Origin of the sequence: Stenotrophomonas sp. (assembly GCF_035634915.1) — a bacterium.
Classification (GTDB): Bacteria; Pseudomonadota; Gammaproteobacteria; order Xanthomonadales; family Xanthomonadaceae; genus Stenotrophomonas.
In genome coordinates this window covers 1-15,802 of sequence record NZ_DASQCB010000001.1, presented here as the reverse complement: position 1 = coordinate 15,802, position 15,802 = coordinate 1, and the positions used below count along the sequence as shown (strand labels likewise).

Here is a 15,802-nt window from a genome sequence, read left to right as displayed (position 1 = left end):
CTGCTCAGGTGGCGATGGGGCGATTGTTCCGCCCCGCCCTCTCACAGGCTGAGACCACGTCCGGCGCTACGGCGCCCAGCCGCCGCCGAGGGCCGCCATCAGCGCCGCGCTGGCCTGCAGCTGCCGGCTCTGGATGTCCTGCAGGCCCAGCTGTGCCTGGCGCGCATCGGTCTGCGCGCTCACCACGTCCAGATAGCTCACCGCGCCACCGGCATAGCGGTCGCGCGCGATCTGCTCGGCACGCCGCGCCGCCTGCACCGCGTCATCTTCATGGCCGCGCTGCGCTTCCAGCTGGCGCAGCAGGGTCAGCTGGTCCTCGACCTGGCGGATGGCCGCCAGCACGGTGGCGCGGTACTGCGCGGATGCGGCATCGAACTCGGCATAGGCCTGCGCCTTGGCCGCCTTGCGACGCCCGCCGTCCAATACCGGCAACGCTGCCAGCGGGCCCAGTGCCCAGTAACGGTTGCCCGCATCCAGCACCGACGCGCTGCCCGAGGTCTGCCCGCCCAGCAGCCCGGTCAGGCTGAGCTGCGGGAACCACGCCGCACGCGCCACGCCGATGCCGGCGTTGGCGGCGAACACCCGCCGCTCGGCCGCGGCGATATCCGGGCGTTGCCGTAACAGATTGCTGGGCAGGTCCGCAGGCACCTGCGGCAAGCTCGGCAGGTTGCCGTCGGCCAGCGCGAAACCGCTGGCTGGTGCCCCTACCAGCTCGGCGATGGCATGGCGCAGCAGCGCATGGCGTGCATCCAGTGCGTCCAGGTCGGCCTGTGCACTGGCCAGCTGATGGCGGGCGCGGGCCACGTCCAGTTCCGAGGCGATCTCACCCCGGAAGCGATCTTCGGTCAGCGCCAGTGCCTGCCGGTAATCATCAATGCTGTCGCGCAGGATCACCTGCTGCGCCTCGGCACCACGCAGCTGCAGGTACAGCCCGGCCAGCTGCTGCGACAGACTCAGGCGCGCGGCCGCCAGATCGTCACCACTGGCATCGGCGCGTGCACCCGCAGCGGCTGCAGCATTGCGCAGCCGACCCCACAGGTCCAGGTCGAACGACAGCGAGAAGGTCGCGCTGTTGCTGTCGTAGATCGCAGGCTGTGTCGCGCTGCGCAGCGGCTTGTCGTCGGACTGGCGCTGGCGCATCGGCCCGGCGCTGAGGCCTACCTGTGGCGCGCGTGTCGACGCTGCTTCGCCTGCGGCGGCACGCGCCGCATCATAGTGGGCCACGGCGAGTGCAAGGGTCGGACTGGCCTCGGCCAGCTGCTGCTGCAGGCGGTCCAGCTGCGGGTCCTGGAAGGCCTGCCACCAGTTCGTCGGCAGCGATTCGGGCGCGGCGGGCGCGGCGCTGCCTTCATAGCCGGCTGGCATCGCTACGGCCGGCACCTGATAGGTCGGCGCCAGCGAACAGCCGCCCAGCAGCAGCCCGCCCAGAGCCAGCGCCAGGCGGTGCTCAACCGCGCGCATGGGCAGGCTCCTGCTCACCGGCCACCACGCGCACGTGGTCGCCTTCGCGCAGCGCATCGGGCGGGTTCGGAATGACCCGGTCGCCAGACTTCAGGCCGCGGTCCACACGCAGCGTGCTGCCCAGGTCGCTGGCGATATGGATGTCGCGCAGGTGCACGATGTCCTTGGCGTCGACCACCGCCACCTGGGTGCCCTTGGCACGGAAGATCAGCACCTCGGCCGGCACGCTCACGCCGTCGCCGCCGCCCTGCTGCGGCAGGGACACTTCGGCATAGCTGCCCGGCAGCAGCGCGCCGTCGGCGTTGTCGACCACGAACTGCGCCAGCAGCGTGCCCGAACTGCGGTCTATCGCACTGGAATCGCCCTGCAGCGTGGCGGTGAAATGGCGGCCGGACTGGCCCGGCACCTGCAGGCTGGCCTGCAGCCCCGGCTGGATGCTGCCGGCGCTGTTCTGCGGCACCGGCACCATCAGGCGCAGGCGGCGGGTATCGGCGATGGTGAACAGTTCGCGGCCACTGTCATCGGCGCGGATCAGCTGCCCCACGTCGGTCTGCCGCGAGGTCACGGTGCCATCGAAGGGGGCGCGCAGCGTGCGGTAGCGACCCAGCTCCTGCAGGCGCGCGTAGTCGGCTTGGGCCGCTTCCACGCTGGCCTGCGCGGCGACCGCATTGGCCTGCTTCTCGTCGGCTTCCTGGCGCGACACCGAATGGCTGCCCAGCATGCCCTGCCAGCGCTCGGCACTGACCTTGGCCAGCGCGGCATCGGCCTGCGCCTGCAGCAGGTGCGCGTGTGCCTGGGCGATCTGCTGGTCCAGTTCCGGGCTGTCGATCACCGCCAGCACCTGGCCGGCCTTGACCGGTTGGCCGATGTCGGCACTCCACGATTTCAGGTAGCCGCCGACGCGGGCATGGATGGGCGCCTCGGTCCAGGCGGTCAGGTGCGCCGGCAGGGTCATCGTGCCGGCCTCAGCCTGCGTGCCGGCGGTGACCACCTGCACGGCCGGCACCGCCTGGCGCTCGGTCCATTCGACCACGGCGTGTGCCTGCTGCGCGCGCAGGGCCAGGCCCGCGGCAACCACGACCACCGCAATGGCGGCACCCAGGATGAGGGGGCGACGCAGCGAACGCTGCGGCAGCAAGGCATCAGACATGCAGGGGCTCTCCGGCGGGGGCGGTGCGGGGCTTACGCGAGTGGGCCAGGGCGAACACCACCGGCACGAACAACAGGGTGGCGCAGGTCGCCAGCAGCAGGCCACCGATGACCGCGCGACCCAGCGGCGCGTTCTGTTCGGTGGACAGCGCGGTCGGCAGCATGCCCAGGATCATTGCCAGCGCGGTCATGCAGACCGGGCGGAAACGGGTGAAGCCGGCCTCGAGCGCAGCCTTGGCCGCATCGCCATGCTCGGCCAGGCGCTCGCGGCAGAAGCTGACCACCAGGATGGAGTTGGCCGTGGCCACGCCCATGCACAGGATCGCGCCAGTCAACGCCGGCACCGACAACGAGGTGTGGGTAAGGAACAGCATCCACACCACGCCCGCCAGGCCGGCCGGCAGCGCGGTGATGATGACGAACGGGTCGGTCCACGACTGGAAGTTGATGACGATCAGCAAATAGATCAGCACGATCGCCGCCAGCAGGCCGTACCCCAGGCCGGTGAAGGCCACATGCAGCGCATCGATCTGGCCGTGGAGGCCGACCTCGGTGCCGCGCGGGCGCTGGCTGGCCATGCCATCGATGACCTTCTGCACATCGGCAGCCACCGCCCCCAGGTCGCGGCCCTGCACGCTGGCATATACATCCAGGGTGGGCTGCACGTTGTAATGGGTCACCACTGCCGAACTGGAACCGCGCTGGATGTCGGCCAGGCCACCCAGCACCTGCGGCACGCCACTGCTGCCGGTCACCGGCAACGCACTCAACGCCCCCAGGCTGTCCATGCGGTACTGCGGGGTGGCGGCCACCACACCGTAGGAGATGCCGTTCTTCGGGCTCAGCCAGAAGGTCGGCGCAACCTGGCCGCTGCCGGCCAGCGAGGCCACCATGCTGTTGGTGACGTCGCGTTCGGTGATGCCCAGGCCGTTGGCGCGCAGGCGGTCCACGTCCACCTTCAGCGTCGGGTAGCCATCCGGCTGCTGCAGGCGCAGATCGACCAACCCTGGCACGTGGCGCAGGCGGCGGATCAGTTCCTGCGCGTAGGCGCGGTTGCCGGCAGCATTGGGCCCGGCAATGCGCACATCCATCGGCGCGGGCGAACCGAAATTCAGGATCTGGCTGCTGGTATCAGCCGGCAGGAAGGCGAAGCTGGTGCCCGGAAACGCGGCCGGAAGCACCTCGCGCAGGCGCCGCTCGTACTCGGCCGCATCACCGTGCCCGGCCTTCAGTGAGACCTGGATGTCACCGTCCTGCGGACCGATGGTGCCGCTGGCGCTGTAGGCCATGTTGATGCCGGTCATCGGCAGGCCCAGGTTGTCGACGATGGCGTCGATCTCGGCCGGCGGCACCACCTGGCGGATGCGGGCTTCAATGCGATCGAAGGCCGCTGCGGTTTCCTCGATACGGGTGCCCAGTGGCAGGCGCACGTGCAGCGACAGCGCACTGGCCTCGGTGGCCGGGAAGAAATCCTGTCCCAGCGTCGGCAGCAGCGCGAAGGACACCAGCACGCAGGCCATGAAGCCCAGCATGAAGCGCCGCCGGTTGGCCAGGGCCAGGCCGAGCAGCGCGTGGTAGCGGTCACGCGCTGCCGAGAAACCACTTTCAAAGCGTTGCTGCCAGCGCACCAGGGTGGCGGCCACGCGCGCACGGCGGTGCTGCGGGTGGTCACCCTCATGATGATTGAGGAAGGCATCTTCCGGGTGATGGCCCACGCCATGCTCGACGCGGTGCGGACGCAGCAGGTACAGCGCCATGGTCGGCACCAGGGTGCGCGACAGCACGAACGAGCTGCCCATGGCGAAGATCACCGCCAGCGCCATCGGCCGGAACAGATAGCCGGCGATGCCATCGAGCAGGAACATCGGCACGAACACGATGCAGATGCACAGCAGCGACACGAACGCCGGACCGACGATCTGCGCGGCGCCATCGAGGATGGCCTCGCGCACGCCCTTGCCCTGCTCCAGGTGCCAGTTGACGTTCTCGATGGTCACGGTCGCATCGTCGACCAGGATGCCCACCGCCAGCGCCAGGCCGCCCAGGGTCATCACGTTCAGCGTCTGCCCGGCCGCCGACAGCAGCGCGATGGCCGACAGCACCGCCAGCGGAATGGACGCGGCAATGATCACCGTCGAACGCCAGCTGCCGAGGAACACCAGGATCATCACGCTGGTCAGCAGCGCGGCGATGATGCCTTCACGGGCGACGCTGCTGATCGATTCACGCACGAAGGTCGAGGCATCGCCGAGCAGTGAGATCTTCAGTGACGGCGGCAGGGTTTCGCCGATCTGCGGCAGCATCGCGCGGATGCGGCTGACCAGAGTGAGCGTGGAAGCGTCGCCGTTCTTCAGCGCCGCCATCAGCACCGAATGGCCACCGTTGACGCGCACGATGTTGGTCTGCGGCGGCGAGCCATCGCGCACGTGGGCGACCTGGCCGATGGTGACGATCGCACCGTTGACGGTGCGGATCGGCAGGTCGTTGAGCGCCTCGATGTCGCTGGGGCTGTTGTTGAGCAGCACGGTGAACTCGTTGCTGCCCAGTTTGGCGGTACCCACCGGGGTGATCTGGTTCTGCGCCGCCAGCGCGTTGCCGACGTCCTGCGCGGACAGGCCCTTGGCGGCCAGCGCCTGCGGGTCGAGGTCGAGGGTGATCTGCCGCTGCTTGCCGCCGTAGGGTGCGGGGATGGCCAGGCCGGGAATGGAGGTGAGTGGCGGGCGCACGGTGTTCTGCGCCAGGTCGCGGATCTGTGATTCGCCCAGGGTCGGGCTGGAGAACGCCATCTGCAGCACCGGCACGGTGGAGGCGCTGTAGTTGAGGATCAGCGGCGGGGTCATGCCGGCCGGCATCTGCTTGACGATGGTCTGCGAGATGGCGGTGATCTGCGCGTTGGCGGTACGGATGTCCACGCCGGGCTGGAAGAACACCTTGACCACGCCCATGCCGGCCAGCGACTGCGATTCGATGTGCTCGATGTCGTTGACGGTGGTGCTGAGCGCGCGCTCATACGGCGAGATCACGCGGCCGGACATGGCATCGGGCGAGAGGCCGGTGTACTGCCAGACCACGGCGATGACCGGGATGCCGATATCAGGGAACACATCGGTGGGGGTACGCAGTGCGCTGAGCGGACCGACGATGCAGATGAAAATGGCCATCACCACGAAGGTGTAAGGCTTGTTGAGCGCGGTCCTGACCAAGCCGAGCATGCAGCTCTCCAGCAGTGCGGGTGCCCACCGCGGGCAGCGCAGGTCGCCAAGTATCGGCGCTGCCGTTTAAAACAAAGCTGTGCCGCGGATGAAACATATTTCATGAAAGGGGTGAGTGTCGGCAGGGCTGCGCCCTGCACCCGCAGAGGCCTTGAAGCAACGGCAACGGCCAAAGCCAGAGCGGCATTCCGTGGGTTGGCGGGGACGCGCGGCTGTTGGTAGGTGTCGACCTTGGTCGGCACATCTGTCAGATATCGAACGAATTCATCCACGCATGGCGTGGATCTACTGGGACACGCGGCTGTTGGTAGGTGTCGACCTTGGTCGACACATCTGTCAGATATCGAATGAATTCATCCGTGTCGACCAAGGTCGACACCTACCAGAGCAGAACGCCGTTCCGACAGCCGCGGGAATCTGTCGAAGGCGGGGTGGGTCCGGTTGAGGGGGTGTGAGCCGCATGGATGCGGCGACCAAGGCTACATGGACGTATTTACGCCGTCCCCTCAACCGGACCCACCCCGCCATCCCACGGGATGCAGGCTTTTGAAGTTGACGTTGATTCGGCAGGTGCAGGGCTGCAAGCCCTGCAAAAGAACACCCCTGCTACAACACCTGCGGCCGGCACAGCAGGCTGAAACCGGCGCCGCCCAGCCGCGACTCCCCCGCCGTCACACGGAACCCGTGCAGGCCCGCAATGGCCGCCACGATCGACAGCCCCAGGCCGAATCCCCCACCCTGGCTGGCATCGGCGCGATGGAAGCGCTGGAACACCAGGCTGCGCTCGGCCTCGGCAATGCCCGGGCCGGAATCTTCCACCACGATGCACGTCGCGCCATCCTGCACCCGCGCCGCCAGCCGCACCCGGCCGCCCTCCGGGGCAAAGCGGATCGCGTTGTCCAGCAGGTTGCCGATCGCTTCGAACAGCAGTCCGCGATCTCCCACCACGCCCGGCAGATCGGCGGCCAGTTCCAGCTCCAGCCACTGGCCCTTCTCTTCGGCCAAGGGCGCGTAGAACGCATGGATCTCCTGCAGCAGCGCCTCCGGCGCCAGCGCCACGAAGCCGGAGCGACGCTGATGGTCCTCCAGCTCGGAAATGCGCAGCAGCGCGCGGAACCGCGCCATCAGCGTATCGGTCTCGTCCAGCACCTGTTCCAGTGCAAGCGCCTGCGGCTCGCCCTCGCCTGCCTGCTGGCGCATGCGGTACAGCTGCGCGCGCAGCCGGGTCAGCGGCGTGCGCAGGTCGTGGGCGATGTTGTCGCAGACTCCCTTCACCTCGGTCATCAGCTGTTCGATGCGGTCGAGCATGGCGTTGACGATCGAGGCCAGCATGTCCAGCTCGTCGCGCCGGTTGGACAACGGCAGCCGTTGCCCCAGGTTGCCGGCCACGATCTGTGCGGTCGCCCGTTCGATGGCCTGGATGCGGCGCAGCGGACGCCGCCGCAGCAGGTGCCAGCCGAGCAGGCCTGGCACCAGGGTCAATGACACGCCCCACAGCAGCGCATCGAGAATCAGGTGATTCACCTCGTTCAGCGGGCCGCTGTAGCGCACCAGCACCAGGATGCGGCCATCGCGGGTCGGCATCGCCAGGCCAAAGCCGCGCTTGCCCTGTGCGTTGGCATCAGTGATCGGCAGGCCCGATACCGGGTGCGCGCTGCCATCCAGCGGCAGCTGCGTCGGCAGGGTTTTCATCACCCCGGCCAGCGGCTGCCCCTGGGGCGTGAACAAGCCATACGCATCAATGCCATGCAGGTCGTAACGGCGGTTCTCGCGCAGCGCTTCGGTCAGCGCATCGCCGCTGAAATGTTCGAACAGGTGCGCACGCTGCAGCACTGCCGACTGCGCCAGCTCGTCCAGGTACAGCGACACCCGCCAGTACAGCACGCCCAGCAGCACGCACGACCACGCCACGAACAGCAGGCTGTACAGGCCCAGCAGGCGACTGCTGGACGAACGCCAGCCGTCAGACAGGTTCGCTGAGGACATAGCCGCTGCCGCGTACGGTACGGATCAGCGACGGCAGGTCGGCCTGGTCGAGCTTGCGCCGCAGCCGGCCGATATGCACGTCGATCAGGTTGGTGCCGGGGTCGAAGTGGTAGCCCCACACTTCCTCGAACAGCATCATCCGGGTCAGCACCTGCCCGGCATTGCGCATCAGGTACTCCAGCAGCTTGAACTCGGTCGGCAGCAGGCTCAGGCTTCGCCCACCGCGATGGGCGGTGCGCGCCAGCAGGTCCAGCTGCAGGTCACCCACGCGCAGGACGGTATCGGTGCCGGCCGGCTGCTGGCGGCGGCGCAGCAGCACTTCCACCCGCGCAGCCATTTCATCGGAAGCAAACGGTTTGGTCAGATAGTCATCGCCGCCTGCACGCAGGCCACGCACCCGCTCGTCCACGTCCGACAGGGCGCTGAGCATCAGCACCGGGGTCTGCACGCCGATCCGGCGCAGGGTGGTGACGATGGCCAGACCATCCAGGCCGGGCAGCATGCGGTCCAGGGTGATGGCGTCGTAGTCGCCACTGGCAGCGCGGACCAGGCCTTCACGGCCATCGGCCACCCAGTCCACCTGCAGGCCATGGTTGCCCAGCTCCGCCACGATTTCCTGGGCGGTGATGGCATCGTCCTCGATGGTCAATACGCGCGACATGGGTACCGCTGAAGTCCAGACTCGCCCATGCTCGCCAAATCGGCCGGTGCGGGCAAATGAAACATGCTTCATGCACGGGCCCGGTACGCAGCGGTTCAGCCCGGCTCGTTGTCCTCGGCAGGCAGTTCACCCAGCTCGCCCTGCACCTGCACATTGTTGCGGCCCAAGGCCTTGGCCCGGTAGCACTGGGCGTCGGCGGCGGCCACCGCCTCGTCCACGGTCATGCCCGCCTCCAGCGGCGCGATGCCGATGCTGGCACCGATGCGCAGGCGCGCGGTGTCCCAGGGAATGGACAACGCCGCCAGTGTCTGCAGCAGCTCAGCACCAATCCGTGCCGCCCGTCGCGGCCCGCAACCGGGCAGGATGACCGCGAATTCATCGCCGCCCAGCCGCGCCACGATGTCCGAATCGCGCACGCCATGGCGCAGCACGCTGGCCACCGCCCACAGCACCGCATCGCCGGCCAGGTGGCCCCAGGTGTCGTTGACCGGCTTGAAGCGGTCCAGGTCGATGAACATCAGCGAGGCAGCCTGGCCGGTGCGTTCGACACGGGTGATCGCCTGCTGCAGGTGCGCCTCGAAGCCACGGCGGTTGCCCAGCTCGGTCAGCGGATCGATCTCGGCCAGGTGGCGTGCCTCGCGCTGGCGCGCACGCTGCTGGGTGTCATCGCGCAGCACCCACACCGCTCCGCGCACCTGGCCCTCGTCATCGCGAAGCCAGGCACGGGTCAGGTCCACCGGCACCGTGGCTCCGCCCATGCGCATCAGCAGGTCGGCGTGCAGATCCACCGCGTTGCTGTCCGGGTCGAGCAGCACGCCCACGTCCAGCACCGAACCGGGCGCGTATTCGGTGGTCAGCGACAACACGTCCTGCACGTTGTGCCCGGCCAGGGTCAGCGCGCCATCGCCGGCCAGCATGCGCACGGCGGCGGCATTGGCGTACTCGATACGCCCTTGCAGGGTGACGCTCAACACCAGGTCGGCCACTGCATCCAGGGTGATGCGGCTGCGCTGCTCGCTCTCGTACAGCCGCTGTTCGCTGCTGCGCTGGGCGGTCACGTCCTGGATCTGCGACACGAAATGCAGCGGTTCGCCGCGCTCGTTGCGCACCAGCGATACCGACAGGCGTGCCCAGATGATGTTGCCGTCACGGCCCAGGTAGCGCTTTTCCAGATGGTAATGGGCTCGCCGGCCTGCCAGCAGGTCCTGGACCAGTTCCAGGTCGGTCTGCAGGTCGGCCGGATGGGTCAGCCGCTGGAAATCGACCTGCAGCAGTTCCCCGCGTGGGTAGCCCAGGATGCGGCACAGGGCATCGTTGACGTCCAGCCAGCGCCCTTCCAGCGAAACCAGCGCCATGCCCAGCGCCGCCGAGGTGAACGCCCCGGCAAACTTGTCCGCCGCCAGCCGCGCATCCGCGCGCGCCTGCTGCATCTCGGTGATGTCGATGGCCATGCCCACGTAGCCGATGCGCTGGCCGTCGGCGCCATCCATGCGGCTGATCGACAAGCGCACCTGGCGGCGCTGGCCATCCTTGCGCAGGAAGGTCCACTGCCGCGAGAACGTGCGGCCCTGGGCCTGGGCGGTGAGCGCCTGGAAGACACTGGGTGCCTGCCCCGCTTCATCGGCCAACGGCGCCAGGTACGCGGCCATCTCCTCAGGGTCATGGAACAGGCCGGGATTGGCACAGCCCACCACGTCGCCGGCGGCATAACCCAGCAGACGCTCGGCACCGGTATTGAACAGCGTGATCGTGCCGTCAGGGTCAGTGGCGATCACCGCCACCTCATCGGAGGCGTCCACCACTGCCTGCAGACGCTGGCGCATTTCCGCCGCGTCATGGCGCGCCTGCTGCAGCTCGGTGACATCGTCGTGGGCGCCGGCCATCCACAGCGGCTGGCCCTGCCCGTCCCATTCGAACACGCGCCCGCGGTCGTGGATCCAGATCCAGCGGCCATCCTTGTGACGCATGCGCAGCAGGCAGGCGTAATGATCGCTGCGCCCCTGGAAATGCTCGTCCAGTGCGGCGTCGGAACGGGCCAGATCCTCGGGATGGACCAGCCGGATGAACGTCTCCTGGCATACCGGCTCCAGCTCATCCAGGCGATAGCCGACGATCTCCGCCCAGCGCGCATTGATGCGCATCTGGCCGGTCTGCACGTTCCATTCCCAGGTGCCCACGGCCGTGCCGTCGATGATCATCGCCAAGCGGCGCCGATCTTCGGCCAGCTCCAGCAGGCGACGCTCGACCAGCGTGGACCCGTCGTTGCCCGCGCCGCCCATCAGTCCCCCGTATCCTGCGCGCAGGCGCACGCCGGCCGCAGCATGAAGCTGCGACCGTCATGGATACTGGCGGGAACGATTGGCGCCATGGCCCTCCCCGGCGGCGACGGAACGGCCCGATGGCCGCGCCTTGGGCGCAAGTGTGCGCACTGGCGGGGAGACTCGACAAGCCCCCCGCCCCGGCGGCAGCGCGATCGGCGGCAGACCTCAGCTGCGCTTGGCGCGGGCGAAGGCCTCGGCCAGGGCGTTGTTGGCCGGGGCCGCCGACGGCGCGGGGCGGCCGCCAGTGCCCTGCCCTCGGCCCTGGCCACGGTTCTGGCCGCCTGCATCGCGACGCGGCCCCTGGCCCTGCCCGCGCTCCTCGCGCTGGCCCGGGCGGCTGGTGGCCTGGCCCGGGGTATCGTCCAGGCGCCGGGTCAGCGCGATGCGCTTGCGCGGCACATCCACCTCCAGCACCTTCACCTTGACGATGTCGCCGGCCTTGACCACGTCACGCGGGTCCTTGACGAACGTGTCCGACAGCGCCGAGATGTGGATGAGCCCGTCCTGGTGCACGCCGATGTCGACAAAGGCACCGAAGGCGGCCACGTTGCTGACCACGCCTTCCAGCACCATGCCCTCGCGCAGGTCCTTGATGTCCTCCACGCCCTCGGCGAAGCGCGCGGCCTTGAATTCCGGGCGCGGATCGCGGCCCGGCTTTTCCAGTTCCTTCAGGATGTCGCGCACCGTTGGCACGCCGAAGGTCTCATCGGTGAACTGTTCGGCCTTCAGGCCACGCAGGAAGCTGCCATCACCGATCAGCGCCTTGATCGGGCGCGCGGTGCTGGCAACGATGCGCTCGACCACCGGATAGGCTTCAGGATGCACGGCCGAGGCATCCAGCGGCTGGTCGCCATCGGCGATGCGCAGGAAGCCGGCACACTGCTCGAAGGTCTTCTCGCCCAGGCGAGCGACTTTCAACAGGTCCTTGCGGCGCTTGAACGGGCCGTTGTCATCGCGGTGGCGCACGATGTTCTCGGCCACCGTGGACGACAGGCCGGACACGCGCGACAGCAACGCGGCCGAGGCGGTGTTGACGTATACGCCGACGGCATTCACGCAGTCCTCCACGCGCGCGTCCAGTGCACGTGCCAGGCGGTACTGGTCCACATCATGCTGGTACTGGCCAACACCGATCGCCTTCGGTTCGATCTTCACCAGTTCGGCCAGCGGGTCCTGCAGGCGGCGCGCGATCGACACCGCGCCACGCAGCGACACGTCCAGGCCGGGGAACTCCTTGGCCGCGAATTCGGACGCCGAGTACACCGATGCCCCGGCTTCGCTGACCACCACCTTCTGCAGCTTCGGGTTGCCGGCGGCCTTGATCGCCTCGCCGGCCAGCTTGTCGGTCTCGCGGCTGGCGGTGCCGTTGCCGATCGCGATCAGCTCGACGTTGTGCTTCGCACACAGCTGCTTGATCGTCTGCAGCGACTGGTCCCACTGCCGGCGCGGCTCGTGCGGGTAGATGGTCTCGGTCGCCACCAGCTTGCCGGTGGCATCGACCACGGCGATCTTGCAGCCGGTGCGGATGCCCGGGTCCAGGCCGAGCACGGTCTTCGGCCCGGCCGGCGCGGCCAGCAGCAGGTCCTTGAGGTTGTCGCCGAACACCGCAATCGCATCGGCCTCGGCCTTCTCGCGTGCCTGGTTGAACAGGTCCAGCAGCAGGTGCGTGTGCAGCTTGGCGCGCCAGGTCAGGCGGCAGGCATCAAGCAGCCAGCGGTCGGCGGCGCGGCCCTGGTCGGCGATGCCGGCCTTGCGCGCCACCCGCCCTTCGGCGTACTGGTGGCCGGCCTCGGCATCGCTGCCCGGGTCCAGTTCCAGGAACAGGATCTCTTCACGGCGCGCACGGAACAGCGCCAGCAGGCGGTGTGAGGGAATCTTCGCCAGCGATTCGGCGTGCTCGAAGTAATCGCGGTACTTGGCGCCATCATTCTCCTTGCCCTCAGCCACGCGGGCGCGGATCACGCCGGTTTCGCCCAGCCAGGTGCGCAGTTCACCGACCAGCGCGGCATCTTCGCCCCAGCGCTCCATCAGGATCGCGCGGGCACCTTCCAGCGCGGCCTTGGTATCGGCCACGCCCTTGTCGGTATCGACGAAGGTGGCAGCGAGCACCTGCGGATCCTGCGTCGGGTCGCCCAGCAGGCCATCGGCCAGCGGCTCCAGCCCGGCTTCGCGGGCGATCTGCGCGCGGGTGCGGCGCTTGGGCTTGTACGGCAGGTACAGATCTTCCAGGCGGCTCTTGGTATCGGCGGCGAGGATGTCGTTGCGCAGCTCGTCGCTCAGCTTGCCCTGCTCGCCGATGCTGGCCAGCACGGCGGCGCGGCGGTCTTCCAGCTCGCGCAGGTAGGTCAGGCGGGTTTCCAGGTTGCGCAGCTGGGTGTCGTCCAGGCCGCCGGTGACTTCCTTGCGGTAGCGGGCGATGAACGGAACGCTGGCACCCTCGTCGAGCAGGCCGACGGCGGCACGTACCTGGGCGGACTGGGCACCGATCTCGTCGGCGATGGTCTGGGCGATCTGCTGGGCGAGCGCGCTCTGGGCGTTCTTGGCGTCGTGCATTGCTTCAGGTCTGGGCCGCATTACGGGAAGGGCCCATTCTTGCAACCCACGGCCAAGCGGGACAAGGCGTTGACAGGAGGCGGGGTTCAGCCCCGGCGGTCGGACGGGACGCCGGCATCCTGGCGAGGGGGGCTGGGATGCCGGCGCGGGCGCGCGATGGTGGGCGCGCCCTGCCGCGTGTTACGGGATCAACGGTAGTGGCGGGCGGCGCGCTGCAGGACGATGTCGTCGCGCAGGCTGTCCAGGGCCATCAACCGGACCTTGCCGACACCCTGCAGTTCCATGAACCGCTCGGTGTAGAACTCCGGCCCCAGCGCGGTGTCGGCGCGGGATCTGCTGAAGCCGTAGGGCACCACGCCCTTCTCGCCATCCTTGCTACCACCGACATAGAGAACAATTGCCATGTGATGTCTTCCTCCAAATTGCTACTGCGTACTGCACACGATGAGCGGTACTTGCGGGCTCATCGGGGTAGAGCTTACCGCGATCAAGCTGACTGGAACGTCACGAAGGCTAATGACGATCGGTTGCATGCAGATGACGGCCCGATCACTGCAGAACGCTTACGGATCTTTAACCTTCGGCTAACAAACGGGGGTTTCCAGCCAACGGCGCAGCCCTCGTGGATGGCGGGTGGCGACTGGCATTGCGAGCTGGGCCGGGCGGGGTGGATTCGCGGGACACGCCGTAAACCCCGCTCCGCGGTCCGGCCCAGCCGCTGGCGGCTGTGCGTTCGGGCGCTTGCGAAGCAGTGCTTCGCAAGCAAAGCGCCCTCACCCATGGGGGCTCGATGGCGCCATCCATGGCGCCAACGGTCCCGCGAACCCACCCCGCCCGGCCCCTGACGGTTCCCGGCTGCCTCCACCCACGGAAAAGAAAAAGAAGATCAAAAGCAAAGCAGCCTGGCCGGCCGCTCTATGCTTCGTGTAGAGCCGAGCCATGCTCAGCTGCGAGCAAGCGCAGCGCGCGACCCGCTTCTGCTGTTCTTTTTCTTTTCCGTGGCTGGACGCCGCAGGAACGTGTCCGTGGCCGGGCAGGTGGGTTGCGCAGGGGCGTGAGCCGCATGGATGCGGCGACCGAGCTTACAGGGATGTACTTGCAGCGTCCCCTGCGCAATCCACCTGCCCGGCCAGCCCCCATGAATCAAATGCCGCGCCCCAGCCACGAGGGGCTGCGCCGTTGGCTGGAACCTACGGCCACCAGCCGCGCCCGAACCGGGCGTAATGATCCGCCGCCCGCTCGAACGGATTACGCGCACTCACGCCTCCGCACAGCAGGTACACCGGCAGGTACAGCGGCCCCAGCACCAGGTACTGGTACACGTGCGCCCGCTCGTGGTCATCCAGCCGGATCAGCGGCTCCACGCCCCACCCCGCCTGGTGCGCGTAGGTCCGGCAGGACATGCCCAGGTCGTGGCCGGTATGCAGGATCACGTTGCCCAGGGTAATCGCCCCGCCCGGTCCCCACGGCCAGTGGTCGAAGATGAGCGCGCAGTCGCGGCCGCTCCAGCGCGGCTTCGCACCGCCCAGCAGGCCGACCAGCCCGCCAATCACCCCGATCAGCGTATTGGGCAGGGTCCAGGCCGCGCCCAGCACCTGCAGCGCGCGCAGCCAGACCGGCCAGGGCCGCGAGGCGGCGTTCAATCGGCCTCGTTCGGGATCAGCAGCCACAGGATCAGGTAGACCAGGATGCCAGGGAAAGCGGCCGAACCGATCGAAACCAGCACGAACACGATCCGTACCAGGGTGGGGTTCCAGCCGAAGCGATGGGCAATGCCGCCCATCACGCCGGCGATCATCCGATCGTTCAACGAACGCGACAGCGTGCGTGGCGTGGTGTTCATGAGGGCACCTCCACAGTTACGGAAAAGAGCAGTCGAGCATGGCTCGACTCTACACCGGCGGCATGTCTACGGCGTGCGTTGACGCAGGGCCTGCAGGCGGGCGCCGAACCAGGCGGCGGCGGTCTGTTCAGCCTGTCCCGGGCACTGGATGCGGTAGGCCTTGCCGCTCATGCTGCTCTGGCTGGCGGCGCGCTCGATGAACTGCTCGGCGCTGTCCACCTTGTCCTTCTTCAGCAGGTAGTCGTACTTGCGCTGCAGGTGCGCACGCGCCTCGGCCGCATCGTGCCAGCTGCCATTGCGCTGGAACCGGCACTGCGAGCCATCGAGGCTGCCGATCAGCTGCGCGATCTCACGCTGCGCCTGCGGGCCGGGGGCGGCCTGGGCGAGCGGCACGGCCAGCAGGGTGGCAAGGACCAGCGGAATACGGTACGTCATCATTTCTCCAAGACAGTCGAGCATGGCTCGACTCTACGGGGCAGTCGAGCAAGCTTGTATGTTCCCCCCGGCTCCCACGAGGTATGTAGGAGCCAGGGTGGAGGGACCGTCAAGCAAGCATCTGCGGAGTCGAGCCGACAGACGAGTCGAGCGATCCCCATCCCGCACCTTAACGTCGATA

General features: G+C 68.3%; 11 protein-coding genes. All 11 read right to left on the bottom strand.

Features of this window, described 5'->3' with window-relative positions; all coding sequences use genetic code 11:
- Positions 1–66: 66 nt before the first annotated feature.
- The 11 genes from VER16_RS00055 to VER16_RS00005 all read right to left on the bottom strand — a co-directional run bounded on the left by VER16_RS00055 (position 67) and on the right by VER16_RS00005 (position 15,621).
- Positions 67–1,461 (bottom strand): efflux transporter outer membrane subunit, encoded by a 1,395-nt coding sequence (locus tag VER16_RS00055; RefSeq protein WP_324804831.1) that lies wholly within the window; start codon positions 1,459–1,461, stop codon positions 67–69.
- A complete protein-coding gene (locus tag VER16_RS00050; protein WP_324804830.1) occupies positions 1,448–2,611 on the bottom strand; it encodes an efflux RND transporter periplasmic adaptor subunit in 1,164 nt (387 codons plus the stop codon). The genes VER16_RS00055 and VER16_RS00050 overlap by 14 nt, the downstream gene beginning before the upstream one ends.
- On the bottom strand, positions 2,604–5,822 hold the full coding sequence (locus VER16_RS00045; protein WP_324804829.1) for an efflux RND transporter permease subunit: 3,219 nt from the start codon (positions 5,820–5,822) through the stop codon (positions 2,604–2,606). The genes VER16_RS00050 and VER16_RS00045 overlap by 8 nt, the downstream gene beginning before the upstream one ends.
- A gap of 606 nt (positions 5,823–6,428) precedes the next feature.
- On the bottom strand, positions 6,429–7,808 hold the full coding sequence (locus tag VER16_RS00040) for a sensor histidine kinase (RefSeq protein ID WP_324804828.1): 1,380 nt from the start codon (positions 7,806–7,808) through the stop codon (positions 6,429–6,431).
- Entirely contained in the window at positions 7,786–8,469 is a 684-nt protein-coding gene (locus tag VER16_RS00035) for a response regulator transcription factor (RefSeq protein ID WP_324804827.1), read from the bottom strand. The genes VER16_RS00040 and VER16_RS00035 overlap by 23 nt, the downstream gene beginning before the upstream one ends.
- 95 nt (positions 8,470–8,564) lie before the next feature.
- Positions 8,565–10,748 (bottom strand): PAS domain S-box protein, encoded by a 2,184-nt coding sequence (locus VER16_RS00030; protein ID WP_324804826.1) that lies wholly within the window; start codon positions 10,746–10,748, stop codon positions 8,565–8,567.
- Between the two features lie 207 nt (positions 10,749–10,955).
- On the bottom strand, positions 10,956–13,343 hold the full coding sequence (locus VER16_RS00025) for a Tex family protein (protein WP_324804825.1): 2,388 nt from the start codon (positions 13,341–13,343) through the stop codon (positions 10,956–10,958).
- A 188-nt stretch (positions 13,344–13,531) separates the two neighbouring features.
- Positions 13,532–13,747, bottom strand: coding sequence for a hypothetical protein (locus tag VER16_RS00020; RefSeq protein WP_324804824.1), 216 nt, complete (start codon positions 13,745–13,747; stop codon positions 13,532–13,534).
- A 786-nt stretch (positions 13,748–14,533) separates the two neighbouring features.
- Positions 14,534–14,986, bottom strand: a complete 453-nt coding sequence (locus VER16_RS00015; RefSeq protein WP_324804823.1) for a hypothetical protein — start codon at positions 14,984–14,986, stop codon at positions 14,534–14,536.
- Positions 14,983–15,186: a PspC domain-containing protein gene (locus VER16_RS00010; protein ID WP_006374017.1), complete on the bottom strand. Its 204-nt coding sequence runs from the start codon at positions 15,184–15,186 to the stop codon at positions 14,983–14,985. The genes VER16_RS00015 and VER16_RS00010 overlap by 4 nt, the downstream gene beginning before the upstream one ends.
- Before the next feature lie 66 nt (positions 15,187–15,252).
- Positions 15,253–15,621, bottom strand: a complete 369-nt coding sequence (locus VER16_RS00005; protein ID WP_324804822.1) for a YfeK family protein — start codon at positions 15,619–15,621, stop codon at positions 15,253–15,255.
- Between the last annotated feature and the right edge of the window lie 181 nt (positions 15,622–15,802).

Bases quoted from the DNA above. Each gene is read 5' to 3' on its own strand.
- VER16_RS00055 (WP_324804831.1), bottom strand. From the start codon at position 1,461: ATGCGCGCGGTTGAGCACCGCCTGGCGCTGGCTCTGGGCGGGCTGCTG.
- VER16_RS00050 (WP_324804830.1), bottom strand. From the start codon at position 2,611: ATGTCTGATGCCTTGCTGCCGCAGCGTTCGCTGCGTCGCCCCCTCATC.
- VER16_RS00045 (WP_324804829.1), bottom strand. From the start codon at position 5,822: ATGCTCGGCTTGGTCAGGACCGCGCTCAACAAGCCTTACACCTTCGTG.
- VER16_RS00040 (WP_324804828.1), bottom strand. From the start codon at position 7,808: ATGTCCTCAGCGAACCTGTCTGACGGCTGGCGTTCGTCCAGCAGTCGC.
- VER16_RS00035 (WP_324804827.1), bottom strand. From the start codon at position 8,469: ATGTCGCGCGTATTGACCATCGAGGACGATGCCATCACCGCCCAGGAA.
- VER16_RS00030 (WP_324804826.1), bottom strand. From the start codon at position 10,748: ATGGGCGGCGCGGGCAACGACGGGTCCACGCTGGTCGAGCGTCGCCTG.
- VER16_RS00025 (WP_324804825.1), bottom strand. From the start codon at position 13,343: ATGCACGACGCCAAGAACGCCCAGAGCGCGCTCGCCCAGCAGATCGCC.
- VER16_RS00020 (WP_324804824.1), bottom strand. From the start codon at position 13,747: ATGGCAATTGTTCTCTATGTCGGTGGTAGCAAGGATGGCGAGAAGGGC.
- VER16_RS00010 (WP_006374017.1), bottom strand. From the start codon at position 15,186: ATGAACACCACGCCACGCACGCTGTCGCGTTCGTTGAACGATCGGATG.
- VER16_RS00005 (WP_324804822.1), bottom strand. From the start codon at position 15,621: ATGACGTACCGTATTCCGCTGGTCCTTGCCACCCTGCTGGCCGTGCCG.